The organism is Ensifer sp. 4252 (assembly GCF_050434565.1).
Classification (GTDB): Bacteria; Pseudomonadota; Alphaproteobacteria; order Rhizobiales; family Rhizobiaceae; genus Ensifer.
Genome location: NZ_JBNDIU010000003.1, coordinates 413,629 through 433,852, shown reverse-complemented (window position 1 = coordinate 433,852; position 20,224 = coordinate 413,629). Strand labels below are relative to the sequence as shown.

15 protein-coding genes are annotated in these 20,224 nt (G+C 62.5%); 6 read left to right on the top strand and 9 right to left on the bottom strand.

The genetic code is table 11. The features are described 5' to 3' along the window. The first annotated feature begins 404 nt into the window (after window positions 1-404). The gene (locus tag ABIE33_RS11050; RefSeq protein WP_429124701.1) at window positions 405-2,360 is read left to right on the top strand and encodes a M23 family metallopeptidase; all 1,956 of its coding nucleotides are present in this window, start codon (window positions 405-407) and stop codon (window positions 2,358-2,360) included. Between the two features lie 132 nt (window positions 2,361-2,492). Here ABIE33_RS11050 and clpB read toward each other — a convergent pair whose 3' ends face one another. Together clpB and ABIE33_RS11040 are read right to left on the bottom strand one after the other, a co-directional pair. Then, complete coding sequence (gene clpB, locus ABIE33_RS11045) at window positions 2,493-5,099, bottom strand: ATP-dependent chaperone ClpB (RefSeq protein WP_429124699.1); 2,607 nt, start codon at window positions 5,097-5,099, stop codon at window positions 2,493-2,495. Window positions 5,100-5,399: 300 nt separating this feature from the next. After that, complete coding sequence (locus ABIE33_RS11040) at window positions 5,400-6,407, bottom strand: NAD(P)-dependent oxidoreductase (RefSeq protein WP_429124697.1); 1,008 nt, start codon at window positions 6,405-6,407, stop codon at window positions 5,400-5,402. Window positions 6,408-6,555: 148 nt separating this feature from the next. On the opposite strand from ABIE33_RS11040, the gene ABIE33_RS11035 reads away from it, so the two are divergent. Further along, window positions 6,556-7,140, top strand: coding sequence for a TetR/AcrR family transcriptional regulator (locus ABIE33_RS11035; protein WP_429124695.1), 585 nt, complete (start codon window positions 6,556-6,558; stop codon window positions 7,138-7,140). 234 nt (window positions 7,141-7,374) lie between these two features. Here the strand turns inward: ABIE33_RS11035 and ABIE33_RS11030 are convergent, their stop codons facing one another. The 5 genes from ABIE33_RS11030 to ABIE33_RS11010 form a co-directional block, all read right to left on the bottom strand. Then, window positions 7,375-8,049 carry a DUF4167 domain-containing protein gene (locus ABIE33_RS11030; RefSeq protein ID WP_429124694.1) on the bottom strand — a complete coding sequence of 225 codons (675 nt, stop codon included), beginning with the start codon at window positions 8,047-8,049 and terminating at the stop codon, window positions 7,375-7,377. A 332-nt stretch (window positions 8,050-8,381) separates the two neighbouring features. After that, complete coding sequence (gene prmC, locus ABIE33_RS11025; protein WP_429124692.1) at window positions 8,382-9,251, bottom strand: peptide chain release factor N(5)-glutamine methyltransferase; 870 nt, start codon at window positions 9,249-9,251, stop codon at window positions 8,382-8,384. A 5-nt stretch (window positions 9,252-9,256) separates the two neighbouring features. Next, window positions 9,257-10,339 carry a peptide chain release factor 1 gene (gene prfA / locus ABIE33_RS11020; RefSeq protein ID WP_429124690.1) on the bottom strand — a complete coding sequence of 361 codons (1,083 nt, stop codon included), beginning with the start codon at window positions 10,337-10,339 and terminating at the stop codon, window positions 9,257-9,259. A 71-nt stretch (window positions 10,340-10,410) separates the two neighbouring features. Next, a complete protein-coding gene (gene ptsP, locus ABIE33_RS11015) occupies window positions 10,411-12,678 on the bottom strand; it encodes a phosphoenolpyruvate--protein phosphotransferase (protein WP_429124688.1) in 2,268 nt (755 codons plus the stop codon). Between the two features lie 90 nt (window positions 12,679-12,768). After that, a complete protein-coding gene (locus tag ABIE33_RS11010) occupies window positions 12,769-14,043 on the bottom strand; it encodes an aspartate kinase (RefSeq protein ID WP_429124686.1) in 1,275 nt (424 codons plus the stop codon). Window positions 14,044-14,745: 702 nt separating this feature from the next. Here ABIE33_RS11010 and ABIE33_RS11005 point away from each other — a divergent pair. Together ABIE33_RS11005 and ABIE33_RS11000 are read left to right on the top strand one after the other, a co-directional pair. Then, window positions 14,746-16,278, top strand: a complete 1,533-nt coding sequence (locus tag ABIE33_RS11005; RefSeq protein ID WP_429124685.1) for an ABC-F family ATP-binding cassette domain-containing protein — start codon at window positions 14,746-14,748, stop codon at window positions 16,276-16,278. A 297-nt stretch (window positions 16,279-16,575) separates the two neighbouring features. Continuing rightward, on the top strand, window positions 16,576-17,304 hold the full coding sequence (locus tag ABIE33_RS11000; RefSeq protein WP_429124683.1) for a class I SAM-dependent methyltransferase: 729 nt from the start codon (window positions 16,576-16,578) through the stop codon (window positions 17,302-17,304). A gap of 67 nt (window positions 17,305-17,371) precedes the next feature. Here the strand turns inward: ABIE33_RS11000 and ABIE33_RS10995 are convergent, their stop codons facing one another. Then, window positions 17,372-17,917 (bottom strand): class I SAM-dependent methyltransferase, encoded by a 546-nt coding sequence (locus ABIE33_RS10995; protein WP_429124681.1) that lies wholly within the window; start codon window positions 17,915-17,917, stop codon window positions 17,372-17,374. A gap of 184 nt (window positions 17,918-18,101) precedes the next feature. On the opposite strand from ABIE33_RS10995, the gene ABIE33_RS10990 reads away from it, so the two are divergent. Beyond that, window positions 18,102-18,650 (top strand): dihydrofolate reductase family protein, encoded by a 549-nt coding sequence (locus ABIE33_RS10990; protein ID WP_429124679.1) that lies wholly within the window; start codon window positions 18,102-18,104, stop codon window positions 18,648-18,650. Window positions 18,651-18,779: 129 nt separating this feature from the next. Beyond that, complete coding sequence (gene ubiG, locus ABIE33_RS10985; RefSeq protein WP_429124677.1) at window positions 18,780-19,526, top strand: bifunctional 2-polyprenyl-6-hydroxyphenol methylase/3-demethylubiquinol 3-O-methyltransferase UbiG; 747 nt, start codon at window positions 18,780-18,782, stop codon at window positions 19,524-19,526. Between the two features lie 97 nt (window positions 19,527-19,623). Here the strand turns inward: ubiG and ABIE33_RS10980 are convergent, their stop codons facing one another. After that, entirely contained in the window at window positions 19,624-20,190 is a 567-nt protein-coding gene (locus ABIE33_RS10980) for a GNAT family N-acetyltransferase (RefSeq protein WP_429124676.1), read from the bottom strand. Window positions 20,191-20,224 lie beyond the last annotated feature (34 nt).

Here is a 20,224-nt window from a genome sequence, read left to right as displayed (position 1 = left end):
ACGAAGGACATCGTCGCCAGCAGCGCCGCCGCCCTCGTCAGTGATCGGGCTTATAGACCCCACTCCCCGAACACGTCAACAGACAATTGCAAAAAAAATGACAGTTTTCTGACAAACCCCAGAAACGCGGGCTTTTTGCCCTGAAAAAACTTTCGAACGCCTCCGAACGGCCTGTGGAGACACATTTTGGCCCTTACTTTTTCACAATCCACCGATCTAAGCGTCATCAACGGTGCGTCACGCGGGGACGGCTGGGGAACGCGGATGCACATATATAGGGGTGTGCACGCGCCTCCCCTGTTCTCCCCTGGCGATTTGACTCCCGTGTGCGAAAGATGCACACCTTCGCGCAACGTATCGTCGGCAAGAATACGGCAAGAGAAATCAGGGGCCCCCAGCTCGGAATGATCACCGACAAGAAAATGGTCCGGTCGCTCGGCGACCAACCGCCGATCCTTGCGGACGGCCGGCGCGCGCCGGACAGGCGCGAGATTTCGTTGCGCTGGCTTTCCGGCACCTTCCTGACTGGCATCACCTCCAGCCTTCTTATGGGCGTTGCCCTCTTCGCAGCGCTTGACGGTCGCCAGCAGCTGGCAATCCCGGCCGAAGCCTACGCAGCACTCGACGCATCGAACGGCGGCAACGCCCCTGTTAATGCCAAGCGTGGCGATCGCATCCTTTCGCCCAACATCGTCGCCAAGCCGGCCGACAAGACCGTCATGGAAGTCTCAACGATGATCCATGACGGCGAGAAGGAAGTGGTGCGCAAGCAGCCCTTCGTTCACGTCAAGATGGCCCTTGCCGCCAACCACCAGGTTTCCGACAGCTATCCGGACTTCGATCCGCTGGCGATCTTCTCCACCGACGACGCCGATGCCGAACCGCAGATCGCGCGCACCGGCACGCTCTACGGCTCCAACGTCGATTCCGAAGTGGCGCTGAAGACGGTCGATTTCCCGATCAAGGGCTCCAGCCTGACCTTCGACAGCTCGATGTCGCTCGACGAGGTCGAGGAGAATGTGCGCACCAATGGTTCGGTTCTGACCGAAGGCAGCACCCAGGTCGCTTCGCTCTTCTATGTCGACCCACAGCGTTTCGCCTCCGATAGCGACGGCCTCGACCTTCTACAGGGTCTGACTGCGCGCATCGTCGAGCAGAACAAGAGCGATGCGGCTTACGAGAGCATCAACGAACAAAGCACTGAGTATGCCGACGACATCATTCCGGTGCGCCGGAAGACCGATATCGCGACCGCCATGGTCAATGCCGGCTATGCCAAGGCGCAGGCCGAAGATGCTGCCGGCTATATCGGCGACGCGCTCGGCGCCAAGGAACTGAACGACGGCGACGTCCTGCGCATCGGCATCATCCAGAAGGGCGAAGAAGCGCGCATCGTTCGCGCCACGATCTATTCGCGCAATCGCCATGTGTTGACAATGGCCGTCGACGACGACGGCCGCTTCGTTCCCGGCGCCGAGCCGCCCAAGCTCGATGCGGTTGCGACCGCCTTCGACGACAACGGCACACCGACGATCACCAGCACCCACGATCTGCCGCGCGTCTATGACGGCATCTACCGGGCGGCCCTGTCCTACGGCATGAGCGCTGATATGGTCGGGCTCGTCGTCAAGCTGCTGGCCAGCAATGTCGATTTCCAGGCGCAGCTGAAGCCGACGGATTCGCTCGAAGCCTTCTTCTCGGTCACCGACGATCGCGGGATGGCAACAGCGGAATCCGAACTGCTTTACGTCAAGGCGAAATTCGGCGACGCCGAGACGACCTTCTATCGTTTCCAGGATCCGGAAGACAATTCGATCGACTACTTCAACGGCGAAGGCAAGAGCATCCGGCAGTTCCTGCTGCGCAACCCCGTGCCGAACGGCCACTTCCGCTCCGGCTTCGGCATGCGCCGCCACCCGATCCTCGGCTTCTCGCGCATGCACACTGGCGTCGACTGGGCGGCCCCCCGCGGCACGCCGATCATCGCAGCCGGCAACGGCACGGTGGAGAAGGCTGGCTGGGATTCCGGCGGATACGGCAACCAGACGCTGATCCGCCATGCCAACGGCTATGTCTCCTCCTATAACCACCAGAGCGCGATCGCCAAGACCGTCAAGGCCGGCGCCAAAGTGGTCCAGGGCCAGGTGATCGGCTGGGTCGGCACAACGGGTCTTTCGACCGGCCCGCACCTGCATTACGAGCTGATCGTCAACGGCAACAAGGTCGATCCGCTGCGTATTCGCCTGCCGGGCGGCAAATCGCTCGGCGGCGACGCGCTCGCCAAGTTCGAGAAGGAACGCGACCGCATCGACGAGTTGCTGAACAAGGACGGCAACGGCAGCGAAGTCGCCAGCAAGTAGCCAGTCATATCCACCCTTCGTCGGTGGCTTAATGCTTCGAGAAGCGGTCACCGCGATCCCTGAAGCGACGGAATTTCGAGGCATAAACGAAAAAGGCCGCCCCGAAGGGCGGCCTTTTTCGTTTCTGTGGGTTTAGGCGGCTTCTCTTTCCGAGCCGGCGCCACGCTTGAAGTTCAGCCGGTCGGAGCCGGCAAGAACCTTGATGGCGGATCCGTCCGGGAACTCGCCCTGCAGGATCTTCTCGGCGAGCGGATCCTGAAGATACTTCTGGATCGTCCGCTTCAGAGGGCGCGCGCCATAGGCGGGGTCGTAGCCCTTTTCGGCCAGGAACGTCCGCGCATCCTCCTCCAGTTCCAGCGTGATCTTCCGCTCGGAAAGCAGCTTGCGCAGCCGGGCGAGCTGGATATCGACGATCGCACCCATTTCCGAGCGACGCAGCCTGTGGAACAGGATGATCTCGTCGACGCGGTTCAGGAACTCCGGCCGGAAGGCCGACTTGACGACATCCATCACCTGGTCGCGAACGACATCGCTGTCCTCGTTCTCACCGAGCCCGACCAGATACTCCGCACCGAGGTTGGATGTCATGATGATCATCGTGTTGCGGAAGTCGACGGTGCGACCCTGACCATCGGTCAGGCGGCCGTCATCGAGGACCTGCAGCAGCACGTTGAAGACATCCGGATGCGCCTTCTCGATTTCGTCGAACAGCACGACCTGATAGGGCCGGCGGCGGACGGATTCGGTCAACGCTCCACCTTCCTCGTAGCCGACATAACCGGGAGGCGCGCCGATCAGCCGGGCAACGGAGTGCTTCTCCATGTATTCCGACATGTCGACACGCAGCAGCGCCGTCTCGTCATCGAACAGGAACCGGGCGAGCGCCTTGGTCAACTCGGTCTTGCCCACCCCGGTCGGGCCGAGGAAGATGAACGAGCCGATCGGCCGGTTCGGATCCTGAAGGCCGGCACGTGCACGGCGAACGGCACGCGATACCGCCTGGACGGCATCGCCCTGGCCGACGACCCATTTCGCCAGCTCGTCTTCCATCCGCAGCAGCTTGTCGCGCTCGCCTTCCAGCATCTTGTCAACCGGGATACCGGTCCAGCGCGACACCACATGGGCGATGTTGTCGGGGGTCACGACCTCCTGCACCATCGGGTTGGCGTTGGCGTTTTCCTGGCTTTCGGCATCGGAAAGCTCTTTCTCGAGCTTGGGGATGACGCCATAGGTCAACTCGCCGGCGCGCTGAAACTCACCCTTACGCTGGACGATCGCCAGCTCGTTGCGGGCTTCGTCGAGCTGCTTCTTGAGGTCGGCAGCGCGGCCAAGCTTCTGCTTTTCCGCCTGCCAACGCGCCGTCAGCGCCGATGCCTGCTCTTCGAGCGAGACCAGATCGAGCTCAAGCTTCTCCAGCCGATCCTTCGACGAGGTGTCGGTTTCCTTCTTCAGCGCTTCACGCTCGATCTTCAGCTGCATGATGCGCCGATCGAGTTCGTCGAGCTCCTCGGGCTTGGAATCCACCTGCATGCGCAGACGCGATGCTGCCTCGTCCATCAGGTCGATCGCCTTGTCAGGCAGGAACCGGTCGGTGATGTAGCGATTGGAAAGCGTCGCGGCGGCAACAAGCGCGGAATCGGAGATCCGCACCTTGTGATGCTGCTCGTATTTTTCCTTCAAGCCGCGCAGGATCGAGATCGTGTCCTCGACCGTCGGCTCCTCGACCATCACAGGCTGGAAGCGGCGGGCAAGAGCTGCGTCCTTTTCGACGTGCTTGCGATATTCGTCGAGCGTGGTCGCGCCGACGCAATGCAGTTCGCCGCGCGCCAGCGCAGGCTTCAAGAGGTTGGAGGCATCCATTGCCCCTTCCGCCTTGCCGGCACCGACCAGCGTGTGCATTTCGTCGATGAACAGGATGATCTCGCCGTTTTCCGCCTGCACTTCGTTGAGCACGGCCTTCAGCCGCTCTTCGAATTCGCCGCGGAACTTCGCGCCTGCGATCAACGCGCCCATGTCGAGCGCCATCAGCCGCTTATCCTTGAGGCTTTCCGGCACGTCGCCATTGACGATGCGCAGAGCGAGGCCCTCGGCGATCGCCGTCTTGCCGACGCCGGGCTCGCCGATCAGCACCGGGTTGTTCTTGGTCCGGCGCGACAAGACCTGGATCGTGCGACGGATTTCGTCGTCACGGCCGATTACCGGGTCGAGCTTGCCTTCGCGCGCATCGGCCGTCAGGTCACGGGCATATTTCTTCAGGCTGTCGAACCCCTGCTCGGCATTGGCGCTGTCGGCCGTGCGACCCTTGCGGATGTCGTTGATGACCTGGTTGAGCTTGGTCGGCGTCACGCCGGCCTTCTTCAGGATGTCAGCGGTGGCGGCAGAACTTTCGATCGCCAGTGCCAGCAGCAGGCGCTCGACGGTGACGAAGCTGTCGCCGGCCTTCTTCGCCGCCTCTTCCGCGCTCGAAAAGACGCGAGCGAGCGGCTGCGACAGATAAACGGAACCGTTGCCGCCGGAAACTTTCGGCAGTTTTGCCAAGGCTGCATCATTCCCGGCGCGCGCTTCGCGCACGTCGCCGCCCGCCCGCTCGATCAGCGAGGCGGCCATGCCCTGATCGTCGTCGAGCAGCACTTTCAGCACATGCTCAGGGGTGAACTGCTGGTGTCCCTGTGCCAGCGCATAGGTCTGCGCCGATTGCAGGAAACCGCGCACGCGTTCGGAATATTTCTCGATATTCATACTTTACCTCCATAGCCCACCAGGCCCGTCATGCGGCACCCGCTGGTGTTTCAGGATCAGGCTCCCGCATTCGGCGAACCTGTCATTGGGCATCGATCCACACCTTGCGCGGGATCAACGCGTCCGAAGCGAATATGGGGCAGCAGTTTTCGAAATTAAAGAGCTGATTGCATGTCGCAAATAGGAAATCTTGCGGAGGGAGAAAACGGCCACGCGTCATTGCGATGCGTGGCCGCTTGCGAGTGGATGCCGGGCATTGCCGTGCCGCCTCGGGCGACCTCGCCTCGATGCGGCCCATAGTCAGTGATCGACAAACGAAGTGCCGAACTCCTTCATGCGGGAAACGTAGTAGGCCGGCTCGATCAGCACCTCCGGCAGATAGAGACCGGCCTTCGGCGGCTCGCCACCGGCAAGACCGAGCATGCGCTCGACCGCAAGCGCGACGCCGAGCGCCGTCAGGGGCGCCTGGCCTTCAGGATGCACGATCTCGTGCCTGCGCACCAGGCGCTCTCCGGTCTTCGATTGCCCCTCAATTTCAAGCGCGATTTCCGTCGAGAAAGGCTCGCCGCGGCGGCGGCTGGCGGAAACGCTGTAGGCCAGATCCAGGCGGATCTCCCTGGCACCGGTTCTGGCGGCGAGCGCCATGACATCGAAGGGCGAATAGGCCGTCGCATCGAGTTCGACGCCATCGACGCTGGTATATCGGGCAGTTGCCTCCTGCCCGCTCACCCAATGCAGCTTGCCGCCCTTGACCGTGAGCGAGGCCGGCGAGGTTCCGGTGATGCGGTTGTAGTCGGCAAGTGCCGCCGGCCCACCCATATCCTCCTCATCAAGCAGCACGCCGATACGGATCGCGTCGACCGTCTGGTAGGACGAAAGCGCTTCGAGCACGGGGAAGATAGCAGCGCCCGCAAGCCAGTGGCTGGCGAGCAGGATCGGCGCCTTGTCGGGCGCATGAATGTACTGCGCAACCTCGGGCCCGATCTCGAACGTTCCGCTGGAGAGGCTGATATACGGTATTCCCTTCCTCTGCGCGTACCGCATCGAGGTCAGTCTCTCGTCCTTGACGAAGATCACCACGGCGCTGAAGGGGGCTTTGTCGTCAAGGCCGAGATCGGCGCGGTCGAGATCAACACGCACGCCCGTTGCCCCGCCGACCTCGCTGGCTACCGCCTGCGCCCGGACAAGATCTCGACCGCCGATGGCCAGCGGCAGATCGGGGTACAGCCTGCGGATCGCCTTTGCCGCCTGCGATCCGACAACGCCCGAACCGCCGATGATCAGGACGGGTGAGAACTTGCTCGACATGTTCATATCTCCTAGACGGGAAGGAGGTCGGCACTTTTTGCCAACCTACTATTGGTAAGTTACTATCAGTAGATAAGTAGCAAACGCGCTGCGTCAAGGGATCCGGATATTTTATCGCCTGGCGTGGACGACCCGAGGAGAGCAGCCGATGCCGAAGACGGCGATCAGGAAACTTGCCAAGCCCGAACGGCGTGCCCAGCTCATCGAAACGTCCAAAGAAATCCTGCGGGAATGTGGCGGTGACGCTCTCACCCTCGGCCATCTTGCCGAGCGCGCCGGCGTCAGCAAACCGATCGCCTATGAGCACTTCGGCACCCGCGAGGGGCTGCTGATCGCGCTTTCGCGCGAGATTGAGGAGCGCCATACCGACAAGCTGAAGAAGGCCCTGCTGTATACTCCCGCCGACCTTTCATCTGTCGCCGACATTATCGGCTCCGTCTACCTTGCATGTGCCGCGGAAAACGGGTCGGAATGGCAGGCAATGTCGAGCGCCCTGCGTGGCAATGCCGAGATGGACCGCGTGCAGCAGGAACTCGCCGACGACTATGTCGCACTCATCGGCGCAGCCATCGCACCCTTCTCTACCCTCACCGAAGATGATCTGCGCCTGCGTTGCGCGGGCATTGCCGGCGCTGCGGAGGCGATTGCCCGAGAGTTCGTCCGCGGTCGAGCAACCGAGGACGATGCGGCCGCCAATCTCGCAGCCTTGATCGTCAACGGCGCCGTCGCCTGATGCACAGCGCCACAAGCCGGCGTTCCTTGCGCGATCAATAGCACGCTCTGCACCACAGCATGTTGCACGCCGGTGTGCAGTGGATTTGCGATAAGCCAATCCTGGCGACTGAGACGCGCGTTAGCGTCCGCAGTCCTTCGAGCGATATGCGAGGCAACAAAAAACCCGGCCGCAGAGCGGACCGGGCTTTTGATGTTCGCTTCTGCCAGACCGCATGCGCGGCCCCGCAAAGATTTACTCGGATCCAGCCAGTGCCGGAGTTTCCGGAGGTGCTTCGCCAGAAGCTTCGCCCTCACCGGCCGCTTCATCGGCTGCACTGCGGCGCGGACGACGCGGGCGCGGTGCGCTGCGGCGGCGCGAGGCCGCACGGCCGGAAGCCGCTGGCGTTTCTTCTTCCATAGCCACTTCGGCTGGCGTGCCTTCGATGACGGGCTGCGGGCCCGAACCGTCGATCACCGGCTGCTGTTCGATGACTACCGGAGCGGGAGCGGCTGCAACCTGGGCCGGCGCTTCGTCGGCGTAACCCTGATCCAGATCGTCCTGATCCTGATCCTGGTCGTTGGCATCCTGTCCGCGGAAATCCTGGCGCTCTTCGCGCTGGAAACGATCCTGCATCTGCGCCTGTGCGGCTGCAATGATGCGGTTGTAATGCTCGGCATGCTGAAGATAGTTTTCAGCGATGACCCGGTCGCCGGAACTCTGCGCATCACGAGCAAGTGCCGAGTATTTCTCGGCGATATGCTGCGCGGTACCGCGAATCTTCACGTCCGGACCAGAGCTATCATAAGTCCGCGTCAGGGGATTGGATCCCTTGCGGTTATGATTGCTGCTATTTCCACTGTTGTTATTGTTGTTGTTATTGTTGTTGTTCCGCCCGCGGCCGCGCTTGTTTTGCTGTCCTGGCCTCATAGTACATTCACCCGAATTCTCTTGATAATGATGATCATGTGGTTTCGTCTTCCGGCCGGATCCGTCCGCGCCCGACAGAGCGCGCGCCGGTGAGCCCGCACATTGGCGGCTTCGGCGCCGACTGGCGTCAAATTAACAGGTACCTGCACAAGGCACTGTTGAACCCTAGCAACTCTTTCTTGAGAGCAATCCCCGTGGCCAGGTCATACCGGAACGAATCTTAGGTCCATGACCATCTGCCCAGTGCGCGGGCAAACTAGCCCGCTTCCTCTGGGATTCCAAGCCCTTTCTTTGCGTCTGCAAGAAAGAAGATGCGCCAGTGCGGCATTTTTTCAACGGTCGAAACTGCGCTCGAAGATCAGAACCCGGTCGTTGCCGCCCAGATCCTTGGCTTGTTCGCGCAAACGGAAGTTCTCGGCACTAAACAATGCCGCAACCGCCTCTTTCTGATCGAAACCGATTTCCAAGCCTATCACGCCGTTTGTCTCAAGATGATGACCGGCGTGAAGGGCGATGGCACGATAGGCATCAAGGCCGTCGTCTCCGCCATCGAGCGCTGCGGTCGGATCGTGCAATCGCACCTCCGGCTCAAGCTCTGCAACGACATTGGACGGTATATAAGGCGGATTTGAGACGATGGCATCGAACCGGCCCTCCACCCTTTCGAACCAGTTGCTGTGCACCGCCTCGAAACGATCCGAAAGGCCAAGCGCCTCGGCATTTGCGCTCGCGGTCGCCAAGGCGTCCTGCGATATATCGGTAGCCGTTCCGCGCGCTTCAAGAACACTGGCAAGCAACGCCAGACAGATCGCCCCGGTGCCCGTGCCGAGATCGACGAGCCGGCAGCTGCCTTTGGCCTCAACTGTGCGACGGAGATGCGGGATCATGCGATCGACGAGCGTTTCCGTATCCGGCCTCGGCTCCAGCGTTTCCCGCGACAGCTTGAGCGGCAGGCCAAAGAACTCGCGCTCGCCGAGAATGCGGTAGACGGGTTCGCGCGCACTCCGCCGCTCCACGGCAGCCCGTACCCTGGCAACATCGGCCTCCGACACCGCGTCCTTGCCGCGGGTCACGACATCGGTCAACGAAAGCCCGAGCAGACCCGAAACCAGATGACGCGCGTCAAGCCCAGCGTGTTCGATGCCGGCGGCCGTCAGGCGATCCCGGCTTTCCGCCACGAGGTGCGCGAGCGTGGCCGTCATCGCGATCAGCCCCGCTGCTCACCCAGAAGAGCCAGCTGGCTCGCCTGGTAATCGGCCAGCAGCGCATCGACCACTTCGTCGATTTCGCCCATCATCATCCGGTCCAGCTTGTAGAGTGTCAGGTTGATGCGGTGATCGGTAATGCGCCCCTGCGGAAAATTGTAGGTGCGAATGCGTTCGGAGCGGTCGCCGGAGCCGACCTGGCTCTTGCGATCGGCCGAACGCTCGCTGTCGGCGCGCTGGCGCTCCATGTCATAGAGCCGCGAACGCAGCACCTGCATGGCCTTGGCGCGGTTCTGGTGCTGCGACTTTTCCGAACTGGTGACGACGAGGCCGGTCGGGAGATGGGTGATGCGCACGGCGGAGTCCGTCGTGTTGACGTGCTGTCCACCGGCACCCGACGAGCGCATGGTGTCGATGCGGATGTCCTCGGGACGCACTTCGATGTCGATCTCCTCGGCTTCCGGCAGCACGGCGACGGTCGCCGCCGACGTGTGGATGCGGCCGCTCGCCTCGGTTTCCGGCACGCGCTGAACGCGATGGACACCAGACTCGAACTTGAGCCGGGCAAACACGCCACGGCCGGAAACAGTCGCGATGATTTCCTTGAAACCGCCGGCTTCGCCTTCGCTGGCCGAAAGCACTTCGACCCGCCAGCCCTTGGCCGCAGCGTAACGTTCGTACATGCGGAAAAGATCGCCGGCAAACAGCGCTGCTTCCGAGCCGCCGGTTCCAGCGCGGATTTCGAGGATCGCGCTCTTTTCGTCAGCGGCATCCTTCGGCAAGAGCAGGATCTGGATCTCCTGCTCCAGCTGCTCGATCGCCTCCACGACCTCAGGCTTTTCCATTTCAGCCAGGTCGCGCATGTCCTTGTCTGTCGTCCTGTCGACCAACATGGCATTGATGTCGGCAAGTTCGGCGGTCGCCTTCTCATAGGCGCGGATCTTGGTCACCACCGGCTGCAGTTCGGAATATTCCGACGCCAGCTTCACATAGACGTCGGCCGCAGGCCCCGCCGACATGCGGGCCTCGATCTCGCCGAACCGTCGTTCCAGTTCGCGCATTTTCTCAATGGGAAGCTTTGCCAAGTGTCACTCCAAATGCGCTACGCCTCGCCCGGATCATAGCCCGGACGAGGACAAAAGCGCTTCAAATCTATCTAAACCGGGATGCCGTTCGCCGCGGCGAAATCAATGAGGATCTGGCGAACCGGCGTCTGGTCGCGCGTATCGTCAAGCGCCGCGTTCAAGACCTCGCCGAGCTTGCCGGCATCCAGAGCCAGGAGCATCGCCTTGATCGGGCCGACCGCCGTCGGCGACATCGACACCGAGCGGTAGCCGAGACCGAGCAGGGCCATGGCAGACAAAGGCTTGCTCGCCATCTCGCCACACAGCGTCACCGGGGTCTGATGGCGCTCGCCGCCGCGCACGATATCGCGCAGGATCCTGAGGAAGGGCCGGCCAAGCACGTCGAAACGATCGGAGACGCGGGCATTGCCGCGATCGACCGCCATGGCGAACTGGAACAGATCGTTCGAGCCGACCGAGACGAAATCCACTTCGCTCATCAACTCGTCGAGCTGCCACAAGAGCGCCGGCACTTCCAGCATGGCGCCGAATTGCAGCTTGCGCGGCAGCTGTTCGCCGAGCTTCGACTGGCGTTCGATTTCCTTTTGCAGCAGCCCGCGGGCTTCCTTCAGCTCCGAGACCTCGGTCACCATCGGCAGCATCAATTTCAGCTCGAGTCCCGCCGCCGCGCGCAGCATGGCGCGAAGCTGGGTGCGCAGCAGGCCGGGCCGGTCAAGCGAAAGGCGGATCGCCCGCCAGCCGAGCGCCGGGTTTTCCTCTTCCGCCGCACGGAAATAGGGAACCACCTTGTCGCCGCCGATATCGAGGGTGCGGAAGGTCACCGGCTTGCCGCCGGTCTGCTTCAACACGCTGCGATAAAAGGCCTCCTGCTCTTCCGCCCTCGGCATGGTGGAAGCGATCATGAACTGCAGTTCGGTGCGGAAGAGGCCGATGCCCTCAGCGCCCGCCTCGTTCAGATGCGGCAGGTCGACCAAAAGGCCGGCATTCATCTGCAAGGTGATGCGCTTGCCGTCCTTGGTGAGCGGCTCGACATCCTTCAGCGCCCGGAACTGCGCCTGCCGGCGAGCGCGGAAACGCACCTTTTCCTCGTAGGCGCGCTGCAGGTCGGCCAGCGGCCGCAGATGTACCTTGGCATCGTCGCCATCGATGATGACGGCATCGCGATTTTCCGCAAGCGCGACGGCACCCGCCGCCTGGCCGACGACCGGGATGCCCATGGCGCGGGCAACGATGACCACGTGGCTGGTGACGGCGCCCTCTTCAAGCACAAGGCCGCGAACGTTTTCGCGCGGATAGTCGAGAAGCTCGGCCGCGCCCATCGCACGGGCAACGACCACTGCATCGGTCGGAAAATCGCTTGCGGAAAGCTTGGCGCCATAGCCCGAAAGCTGGCGCAGCAGTCGGTTGGCAAGGTCGTCGAAATCGTGCATGCGCTCGCGCAGATAGGGGTCCGTCAGCCGGATCATGCGCGCCTTGGTCTCGCTCTGCACCCGCTCGACAGCCGCTTCGGCCGTCAGGCCGTTGCGGATCGCCTCTTCCAGCTTCCGCACCCAGCCGCGGTCATGGGCGAACATGCGATAGGTCTCGAGCACCGCGCGGTGCTCGCCCTCCATCGACACTTCGCGCCGCGACAGCATGTCGTCGATCGAGATGCGCAGCGATCCGAGCGCTTCGGCAAGCCGCTGCAATTCCTGGTCCGTATCCTCGTTCAGAAGATTGGTGACGACGATCCTCGGCTCGTGCAGCACGACATAGCCAAGGCCGATGCCTTCGCCGTAGCTGTTGCCGTCGATCGAGACCGGGCGGGACAGATCAAGCTCGAGGCCGGGCTTGGTGATCTTCTTCAGCTCGCCGGTCGCCACCATCTCGGCGAGAACCATGGCGGTCGTTTCGAGCGCCTCGACCTCGTCTTCCCGGTAGTTGCGCTGCGCCTTGTTCTGCACGACGAGAACGCCGAGCGCGCGGCCGGTGCGCAGGATCGGCACGCCGAGGAACGAGTGATAGATCTCTTCGCCGGTTTCCGGCAGGTAGGTGAAGGCCGGATGTGCCTGGGCGTCGGACAGGTTGAGCGGCCGCGCGGAGGCCGCGATGGTGCCGACAAGGCCCTGCCCCATCTTCAACTGCGCCAGGTGGACGGCGGTCTTGTTCAGACCTTCGGTCGCGTAGAGTTCGAGCACCCCGTCGGAACGCAGCACATAGACCGAACACACTTCCGCGACCATGTTCTGTGCGATCTGGCGCACGATCCGGTCAAGGCGCTCCTGTGGCTCGAGCGGTTCCGCCATCAGTTCGCGCAACCGCTTGAGGAGAACGCGCGGACCTGCGGAAAGGTCTCTCATCGCGTGGGGTCTCCCGAAAAAGAGTAGACGACGGCGGCGGAAGAATTCGCGGCCGAAACGGCTGCGAATCCCAAATCAGTCACCTGTGGATTAACTCTTATCGAGACCGTAGGCGGAATGCAAAGTGCGAACTGCCAATTCGGCATAGGGTCCGTCGATCAGGATCGAGATCTTGATTTCGGAGGTGGTGATCGCCTTGATGTTGATGCCCTTGTCGGCGAGCGCACGGAACGCCGACGCGGCCACGCCGGCATGGCTGCGCATGCCGATGCCGATGACCGAGACCTTGACCAGGCCCGCCTCCGACTGGATCACGTCGTAGCCGATCTTTTCCTTGTTGTCGCCAAGCACCCTCAGCGCCTTGTCGACATCGCCGGAAGGAACGGTGAAGGTCATGTCGGTCTTCGAACCATCTTCCGAGATGTTCTGGACGATCATGTCGACATTGATATGGGCTTCGGCCAACGGCCCGAAGATCGCGGCGGAAACGCCCGGCCGGTCGGCGAGACGGCGCAGCGAAATCTGGGCTTCATCCTTGGCATAGGCAATGCCGGTTACGACTTCCTGTTCCACGATTTCTTCCTCATCACAAATCAGCGTGCCGGGCGGATTGAGAAGGTCACCCATGCCCGGCGCATCGGGATCCTCGAAAGACGAGCGCACGAAGGTACGGACCTTGTGCACCATGGCGAGCTCGACCGAGCGCACCTGCAGCACCTTGGCGCCGAGCGATGCCATTTCCAGCATTTCCTCGAACGCGATCTTTTTCAGACGCCGCGCCTTCGGCTCGATGCGCGGGTCGGTGGTGTAGACGCCATCGACGTCGGTGTAGATGTCGCAACGGTCTGCCTTGACGGCCGCGGCAATCGCGACGGCCGACGTGTCGGAACCGCCGCGACCGAGCGTCGCCAGGCGGTTGTCCGGGCCAAGGCCCTGGAAGCCGGCGACCACGGCCACCTGCCCCTCGCCCATGCGGCGGATGATGTCGGCGCCCTCGATGTCGAGGATGCGCGCGGCGCCATGGGCGTTATCGGTGCGGATCGGGATCTGCCAGCCCTGCCAGGAGCGCGCATTGATGCCCATCGACTGCAGCGCGATCGCGAGAAGTCCCGAGGTCACCTGCTCGCCGGACGCAACGATGGCGTCATATTCGCGCGCGTCGTAGAACGGCGCGTTGCCGCCGGCGACCTTGGGCATGTTCTGCACCCAGGCGACCAGTTCGTTGGTCTTGCCGGACATAGCGGAAACGACGACTGCGACCTCGTGGCCGGCGTCGACTTCACGTTTCACATGGCGGGCAACATTGTGAATGCGGTCCAAATCAGCGACGGAAGTTCCGCCGAATTTCATCACGATGCGTGCCATTTCGCCTCTACCGGTACCGAATGTTTGCGCGCGAGCGCGCGTGACAGGAAAGCGCCCCCGTCGGCGCCCGACGATCAAAAAGTTTGGGAGACTTCTCGGACATCGGCCAATCACCGCTTCGGGGAGCGGAAAGTCGCGGCGTCTCTTAGCGGATCGGGGGGCGGGGCGCAATGGCAAGAAGCCAGGAATAAGGCCCCCGTTCCAGCGAGCCGACCGCACGCCTGGCAACAATATTTCCGATCGACATCGCCTGGCGCAACGAAAGCCCCGCCAGAAGCCGTGCAGCTTTGCATCTGTGGTAGACAGCCACGTTCGATCGAACCCGCCGCCGCCACCCCGTTGAAAACGGCTCGCGCCGGTGGTAAACACTTCGCGCAACTCGATTGTGAAAGGAGGGCTGCGTTGTGATGACTTTTTTCCGGCACCACCGCCAGCGTGGCCCCGTCAACGCCCTGCAGATGCGTTTGCAGGGCTGACCGGTACAATCGCTTCGCATCCTCGCGAGCCTTATCCCTGGTCTGCCCCAGTGTGGTGCGGCTGAAAACCGTTTCGGTTTGAACGCCCGCGCCGTTTTCCATACCGAGCCGACGCGGCCCGAGAACTGCACGATATCGTGCATCGGGTCCGACACTCCGCCCAACCCGGCAGAAGACGTGCCGCCCGCGGATGTCTGCCGTCGCTCGCGCTGACCAGAGAACGAATATGGCCTTGATCAACATCCGCAACCTCGGCGTCACCCTCAACACGTCGCTCTTCTCCAACCTCAACCTTTCGATTGCAGCCGGCGATCGGCTCGGCATCGTCGCTGCCAACGGGCGCGGTAAATCCACCCTGCTCCGATCGGTCGGCGGCAGCTTCGAGCCGACGGCGGGCGAGATCACCCGCTCGCGCGGCCTGACCATCGGCCATGTCGAGCAGAACGTGCCGGCACAGCTGCTGCCGTTGTCGTTCCATCAGGCTGTGCTTTCGGCACTGTCGACCGAGCAGGCGGACAGCGAAAGCTGGCGCGTCGATATCGTGCTGGATTCGCTCGAGGTCCCCGAAGCCCTTCGCCAGCGCGCGGTCGCGGACTTAAGCGGCGGCTGGCAACGGCTGGCGCTCCTTGCCCGTGTCTGGGTGACGGATCCCGACGCGCTGCTTCTCGACGAGCCGACCAACCATCTCGACCTTGCCAAGATCGCCCGGCTCGAATCCTGGCTGAATGCGCTGCCGCGCGACGTACCGGTGCTGATTGCCAGCCACGACCGCGCCTTTCTCGACGCCACCACCAACCGCACGCTGTTCCTGCGCCCGGATCAGTCGCCGGTCTTTGCACTCCCCTATTCGCAGGCGCGTGCGGCCGTCGATGAACTCGACGCGTCGGAAGAGCGGCGCTACCAGCGCGACATGAAGGCGGCACAGCAATTGCGGCGGCAGGCGGCCAAGCTCAACAATATCGGCATCAACTCCGGCAGCGATCTGCTGACGATAAAGACCAAGCAGCTGCGCCAACGCGCTGACCGCCTGCAGGATGCTGCCAAGCCTGCCCACCAGGAGCGTTCGGCTGGCGCAATCCGTCTTGCCAACCGCGGCACGCACGCAAAAATCCTGGTGACGCTCGATGACATCAAGGTGGAAACGCCCGATGGCACCCCGCTGTTCGGCACGGGAAAACGCTGGATCTGCCAGGGCGACCGGATCGTCCTGCTCGGCGAAAACGGCGCCGGCAAGACGAGGCTGGTCAACCTGATCCGCGCCGCTATCGAAGAACCGGAACACGCGCCTGAGACGCTAAAAGCTACACCTTCCCTGGTGCTCGGCTATAGCGATCAGGCGCTCGCCGGTCTTTCGGATAAGGAGACGCCGCTCATCGCCCTCTCCCGCCGGTTCTCGCTCGGCGACCAGAAGGTGCGTTCGCTGCTGGCTGGCGCCGGCGTCGGCATCGACATGCAGGACAAGCCGGTCGGCCGGCTCTCCGGTGGCCAGAAGGCGCGCCTCGCAATGCTGGTGCTTCGCCTGCGCGAGCCCAATTTCTACCTGCTCGACGAGCCGACGAACCATCTCGACATCGAAGGCCAGGAAGCGCTGGAAGATGAGTTGATGAAAAACGAAGTCAGCTGCCTGCTGGTGTCCCATGACCGCAGCTTCGTGCGCAACATCGGCAATCGCTTCTGGTTGATCGAGAAGCGGCGCCTCGTCGAGGTGGAAGACCCGGAGGATTTCTTCGCCGCAGCCGCTCAAGGCGACATGGCCTGACAAGCAGGCGGCGCGCGGTGGATACCGTGCGCCGCCGTGCCATCGAGGCAACTGCAAGTGACCAATGGCGCGCCAGAAACGAACTTGACTGGGCGGTGTGATCGGGCGATATCGGATCCATGTGCGAACATGACGTCCATATCGTTGCGCGTTCGGCCGGCATCCCAACAGGCGGGATGCAGGGCGATAGAGCACGCTGACGAAAGAGCGTTCGCGCACCTGCAGCCTCGCCGGATACGGACGGGGTTCTTCTTTTGACGGGTGCGCCGTCCATCGGCATTTTTGATGGAGATTGAAATGGCACAGAATATCTACGACAAACCAGAATTTTTCGAGGGCTACAGCCAGCTCGGCCGATCCGTGCACGGTCTCGATGGCGCGGCCGAATGGCCGGCGATCCGCGCCGCCCTGCCGGATCTGACAGGCAAGCGCGTCGTCGACCTCGGCTGCGGCTTCGGCTGGTTTTCGCGCTTCGCCCGCGAGCAGGGAGCGGCCCGCGTCCTCGGGCTCGACCTGTCGGAAAACATGATTGCCCGCGCCCGGCGCGACACGACCGATCCGGCAATCGAATACGGCATCGCCGATCTCGACCAACTGACACTTGAAGTCGGCGCCTTCGACTTCGCCTACAGCTCGCTCGCATTCCACTATGTCGAGGATTTCGACCGCTTGGTCCGGGCGATCCACAGTGCCCTGATGCCCGGCTCGCACCTGGTCTTCACCATCGAGCACCCGATCTACATGGCCTCGTTGAACCCGGGCTGGCAGGTCGGAGAAAACGGGGAGAAGCGCTGGCCGTTGGATCACTATTCCGTCGAGGGCCGGCGCACGACGGATTGGCTGGCCAAGGGCGTGGTCAAGTACCACCGCACCATCGGCACCACGCTCAACGCGTTGATGCGCGGCGGCTTCGCCACCCGCCATGTCGAGGAGTGGCACCCGACACCGGCGCAGATCGATGCCAATCCGGATCTCGCTGAAGAGATGGAACGGCCGATGATCCTGATTGTCGACGCACAGAGATAAGACCCTGAAGCCCGGGCCGGAACCGCCCGGGCTTTGCCCCATACGGTCCCGCGTCCGGACCAGGCCTTCAATCGGGACCGCCAGTGCCGTTTTCGAACTTGCCCGGTCGTGCAATCACGCAGACGACGTCGATACCGTCGATCCTACGGGTCCTGACGCTCTCAACGCTCCACCGGCTATCGGCAAGCCGGGCTTCAATCCGGCCGGATATGTCGTCGACATTGCCCGCCGGCTCGTCGTGGAACAGAAAAAAGCGCCCCTCCGGCTTAAGGACCCGCGCAAGAACCGCCAGTTCGCGCGATGGATCGCCCCTCGCAAAAACACCGACGCGGATGGCGAAAACGGCATCGAAGCGCGCGTCGCCAAAATCTGCCTGAGCCAGCTCGACGGTTTCAAGGACCGCCCTGCCGGCGGCAACATAGCTGACGTTTCTTTGCTTCGCCGCGGCAATCATCGTCGCCGAGCGATCGATCGCGACGATCCGCCCATCGACGAGTTTCTCGCTAACACCCGTGACAGCGACACCATGACCGCAGCCGATTTCAAGCAGCCAGTCCGATGGTTGCGGCGCGACCATTTCCACTGCCCAGCCGATTCTGCTTTCCGCTTGCATGGCCTCTTCCTAGCCCACCGCCCGCCGTCGAGTGCGGGACGATACCATGGTCGGCCTGATGGGCGGCCCGAGTATTTCAGATACCAAAACAAAACCACTTGCAAAACAAGATCAGTTTTGCAATGATCCGCTCATCGATGAAGTGGACCACAAATGGCGGCGAGAGAAAACGGGAGAAGCAATAATGCGCAAGATCATCATGTGGGACATGGTCAGTGTCGACGGCTTCTTCGAAGCGCCTGGACATGACATCAGCTGGTTCGTTTTCGAGGAGGAACTCGCAGCCTATATTGGCGAGACCCAGCTTGAAGCCGATACATTGCTCTTCGGCCGGGTGACCTATGAGATGATGGCGTCCTACTGGCCGGAAGCCGAAGGCGATATCGCCACCTTTATGAATGGCGTCGAGAAGTACGTCTTCTCCCGTTCGCTAGAGAGCGCCGACTGGCACAACACCACGCTCGTTGTCGGCGATGCGGTCGCCGAAGTCGAACGCCTGAAGGCGCGCGAGGGCGGCGCCATCTTCATCTTCGGCAGCGCGGATTTTGCCGCAGCGCTGGTGGAAAAGGGCCTTGTCGATGAATATCGCCTTGGCATCAACCCGGTCCTGCTCGGCGGCGGCATCCCCCTCTTCAAACCGCTTTCGAAACGCACCACCCTCAAGCTCACACACACGAGACCGCTCAAATCCGGTGTCGTCATCCTGCATTACCAGCCACAGCCGGATGCCTGATCGAAGGCTGCTCGGCTTGTTGCTGCTTCCGCGCGGCCACTTCAGATGCGCTGTTGTGGCCATGGTGCGCCTCTTGACATCCCTGCCCGATCGTCCGACTTCATCAGGCAGAATGAAGGAGACGGCAGCATGAGCGAGACAGCGCGCACGACGATCGACCAGAGCGAGGTGGACCGCTTTTCGGCCATGGCCGCCGAATGGTGGGACCCGACGGGAAAGTTCCGGCCGTTGCACAAGTTCAACCCGGTCCGCCTCGCCTATATCCGCGACAGGGTTGCCGAGCATTTCGGCCGCGATCCGAAGAGCCCGCAACCGCTGAAGGGCCTGCGCCTTCTCGATATCGGTTGCGGCGGCGGGCTGCTGTCGGAGCCGATGGCCCGCATGGGCGCTGACGTCGTCGGCGCCGACGCTTCGGAAAAAAATATCGGCATTGCCAAGACCCATGCGGCGGGCAGCGGCGTTGCCGTCGATTATCGCGCCGTGACGGCCGAAGCCCTTGCCGAAGCGGGCGAAAGCTTCGACATCGTCCTCAACATGGAAGTGGTCGAGCACGTCGCCGATGTCGACTTCTTCATGACCACCTGCGCCCATATGGTTCGCCCCGGCGGCCTGATGTTCGTCGCCACCATCAACCGCACGATGAAGGCGGCGGCGCTGGCGATCTTCGCGGCCGAAAACGTTCTGCGCTGGCTGCCGCGCGGCACGCATCAATATGAAAAGCTCGTGCGTCCCGAGGAACTGGAAAAGCCGCTTGTGGCAAGCGGCCTGGAGCTGACCGAGCGCACCGGCGTATTCTTCAATCCGCTGTCCAACCAGTGGAACCTGTCGAAGGACATGGACGTCAACTACATGATTGTCGCCAAGCGCCCGCTTTAACGCAAAGGCGCCCGCCGCCTCGCACGCGCATCAAATCCTATGCAAAGCCCTCCGGCGGCGCTGTTCGCAGGAGGGTTTTGCTTTTAGCTCTGCCGCCTCAGAGAGCCTTCGGCCGCGCCTGCCATTCGTGCTGCAAGAGCGCGTAGATGTACTCGTCCCCCCACGCACCGTTGAACAGGTCGTTCTGGATCAGATGCGCCTCGCGGCGCATGCCCAGCCGCTCGACGACACCGACCGAACCGGCGTTGAGCGGGTCGAGACGGGCAAAGATCCGGTGGAAATTCAATTGGAAGAAACCGAGCTCGAGCGCCGCCCGCATCGCTTCGGTCGCATAGCCCTTGCCGGCAAATGCCGGGTTGAAGATGTAGCCGGTTTCAGCCTGCCGCGCCGCCTTGCTGGCAAGCTTCAACAGCACCTCGCCGACAAGCGCACCATCGTCTTGCCGTTCGACGGCAAAGACCGCGACATCGCCATCCTCGTCGAGACGCGGGTTGCTCGCCTTGGCGAATTTTTCGCGCGCGCCGTCCTCATCCAGCGGATCGGCATAGAGATAGCGATAGACGTCCGGCAGCCGATGATAGGCGTGAAACCCATCGAAGTCCTCAGGCGCAAAATGCCGGATCACCAGGCGGTCGGTGGAAATGCGAAGGTCGGAAAGATCCATTGCTCTCAAAATCCCGGATTGCAAAGATCCGGAA

Coding starts and splice junctions, on each gene's coding strand:
- ABIE33_RS11050 (WP_429124701.1), top strand. CDS start 405: ATGATCACCGACAAGAAAATGGTCCGGTCGCTCGGCGACCAACCGCCG.
- clpB (WP_429124699.1), bottom strand. CDS start 5,099: ATGAATATCGAGAAATATTCCGAACGCGTGCGCGGTTTCCTGCAATCG.
- ABIE33_RS11040 (WP_429124697.1), bottom strand. CDS start 6,407: ATGTCGAGCAAGTTCTCACCCGTCCTGATCATCGGCGGTTCGGGCGTT.
- ABIE33_RS11035 (WP_429124695.1), top strand. CDS start 6,556: ATGCCGAAGACGGCGATCAGGAAACTTGCCAAGCCCGAACGGCGTGCC.
- ABIE33_RS11030 (WP_429124694.1), bottom strand. CDS start 8,049: ATGAGGCCAGGACAGCAAAACAAGCGCGGCCGCGGGCGGAACAACAAC.
- prmC (WP_429124692.1), bottom strand. CDS start 9,251: ATGACGGCCACGCTCGCGCACCTCGTGGCGGAAAGCCGGGATCGCCTG.
- ptsP (WP_429124688.1), bottom strand. CDS start 12,678: ATGAGAGACCTTTCCGCAGGTCCGCGCGTTCTCCTCAAGCGGTTGCGC.
- ABIE33_RS11010 (WP_429124686.1), bottom strand. CDS start 14,043: ATGGCACGCATCGTGATGAAATTCGGCGGAACTTCCGTCGCTGATTTG.
- ABIE33_RS11005 (WP_429124685.1), top strand. CDS start 14,746: ATGGCCTTGATCAACATCCGCAACCTCGGCGTCACCCTCAACACGTCG.
- ABIE33_RS11000 (WP_429124683.1), top strand. CDS start 16,576: ATGGCACAGAATATCTACGACAAACCAGAATTTTTCGAGGGCTACAGC.
- ABIE33_RS10995 (WP_429124681.1), bottom strand. CDS start 17,917: ATGCAAGCGGAAAGCAGAATCGGCTGGGCAGTGGAAATGGTCGCGCCG.
- ABIE33_RS10990 (WP_429124679.1), top strand. CDS start 18,102: ATGCGCAAGATCATCATGTGGGACATGGTCAGTGTCGACGGCTTCTTC.
- ubiG (WP_429124677.1), top strand. CDS start 18,780: ATGAGCGAGACAGCGCGCACGACGATCGACCAGAGCGAGGTGGACCGC.
- ABIE33_RS10980 (WP_429124676.1), bottom strand. CDS start 20,190: ATGGATCTTTCCGACCTTCGCATTTCCACCGACCGCCTGGTGATCCGG.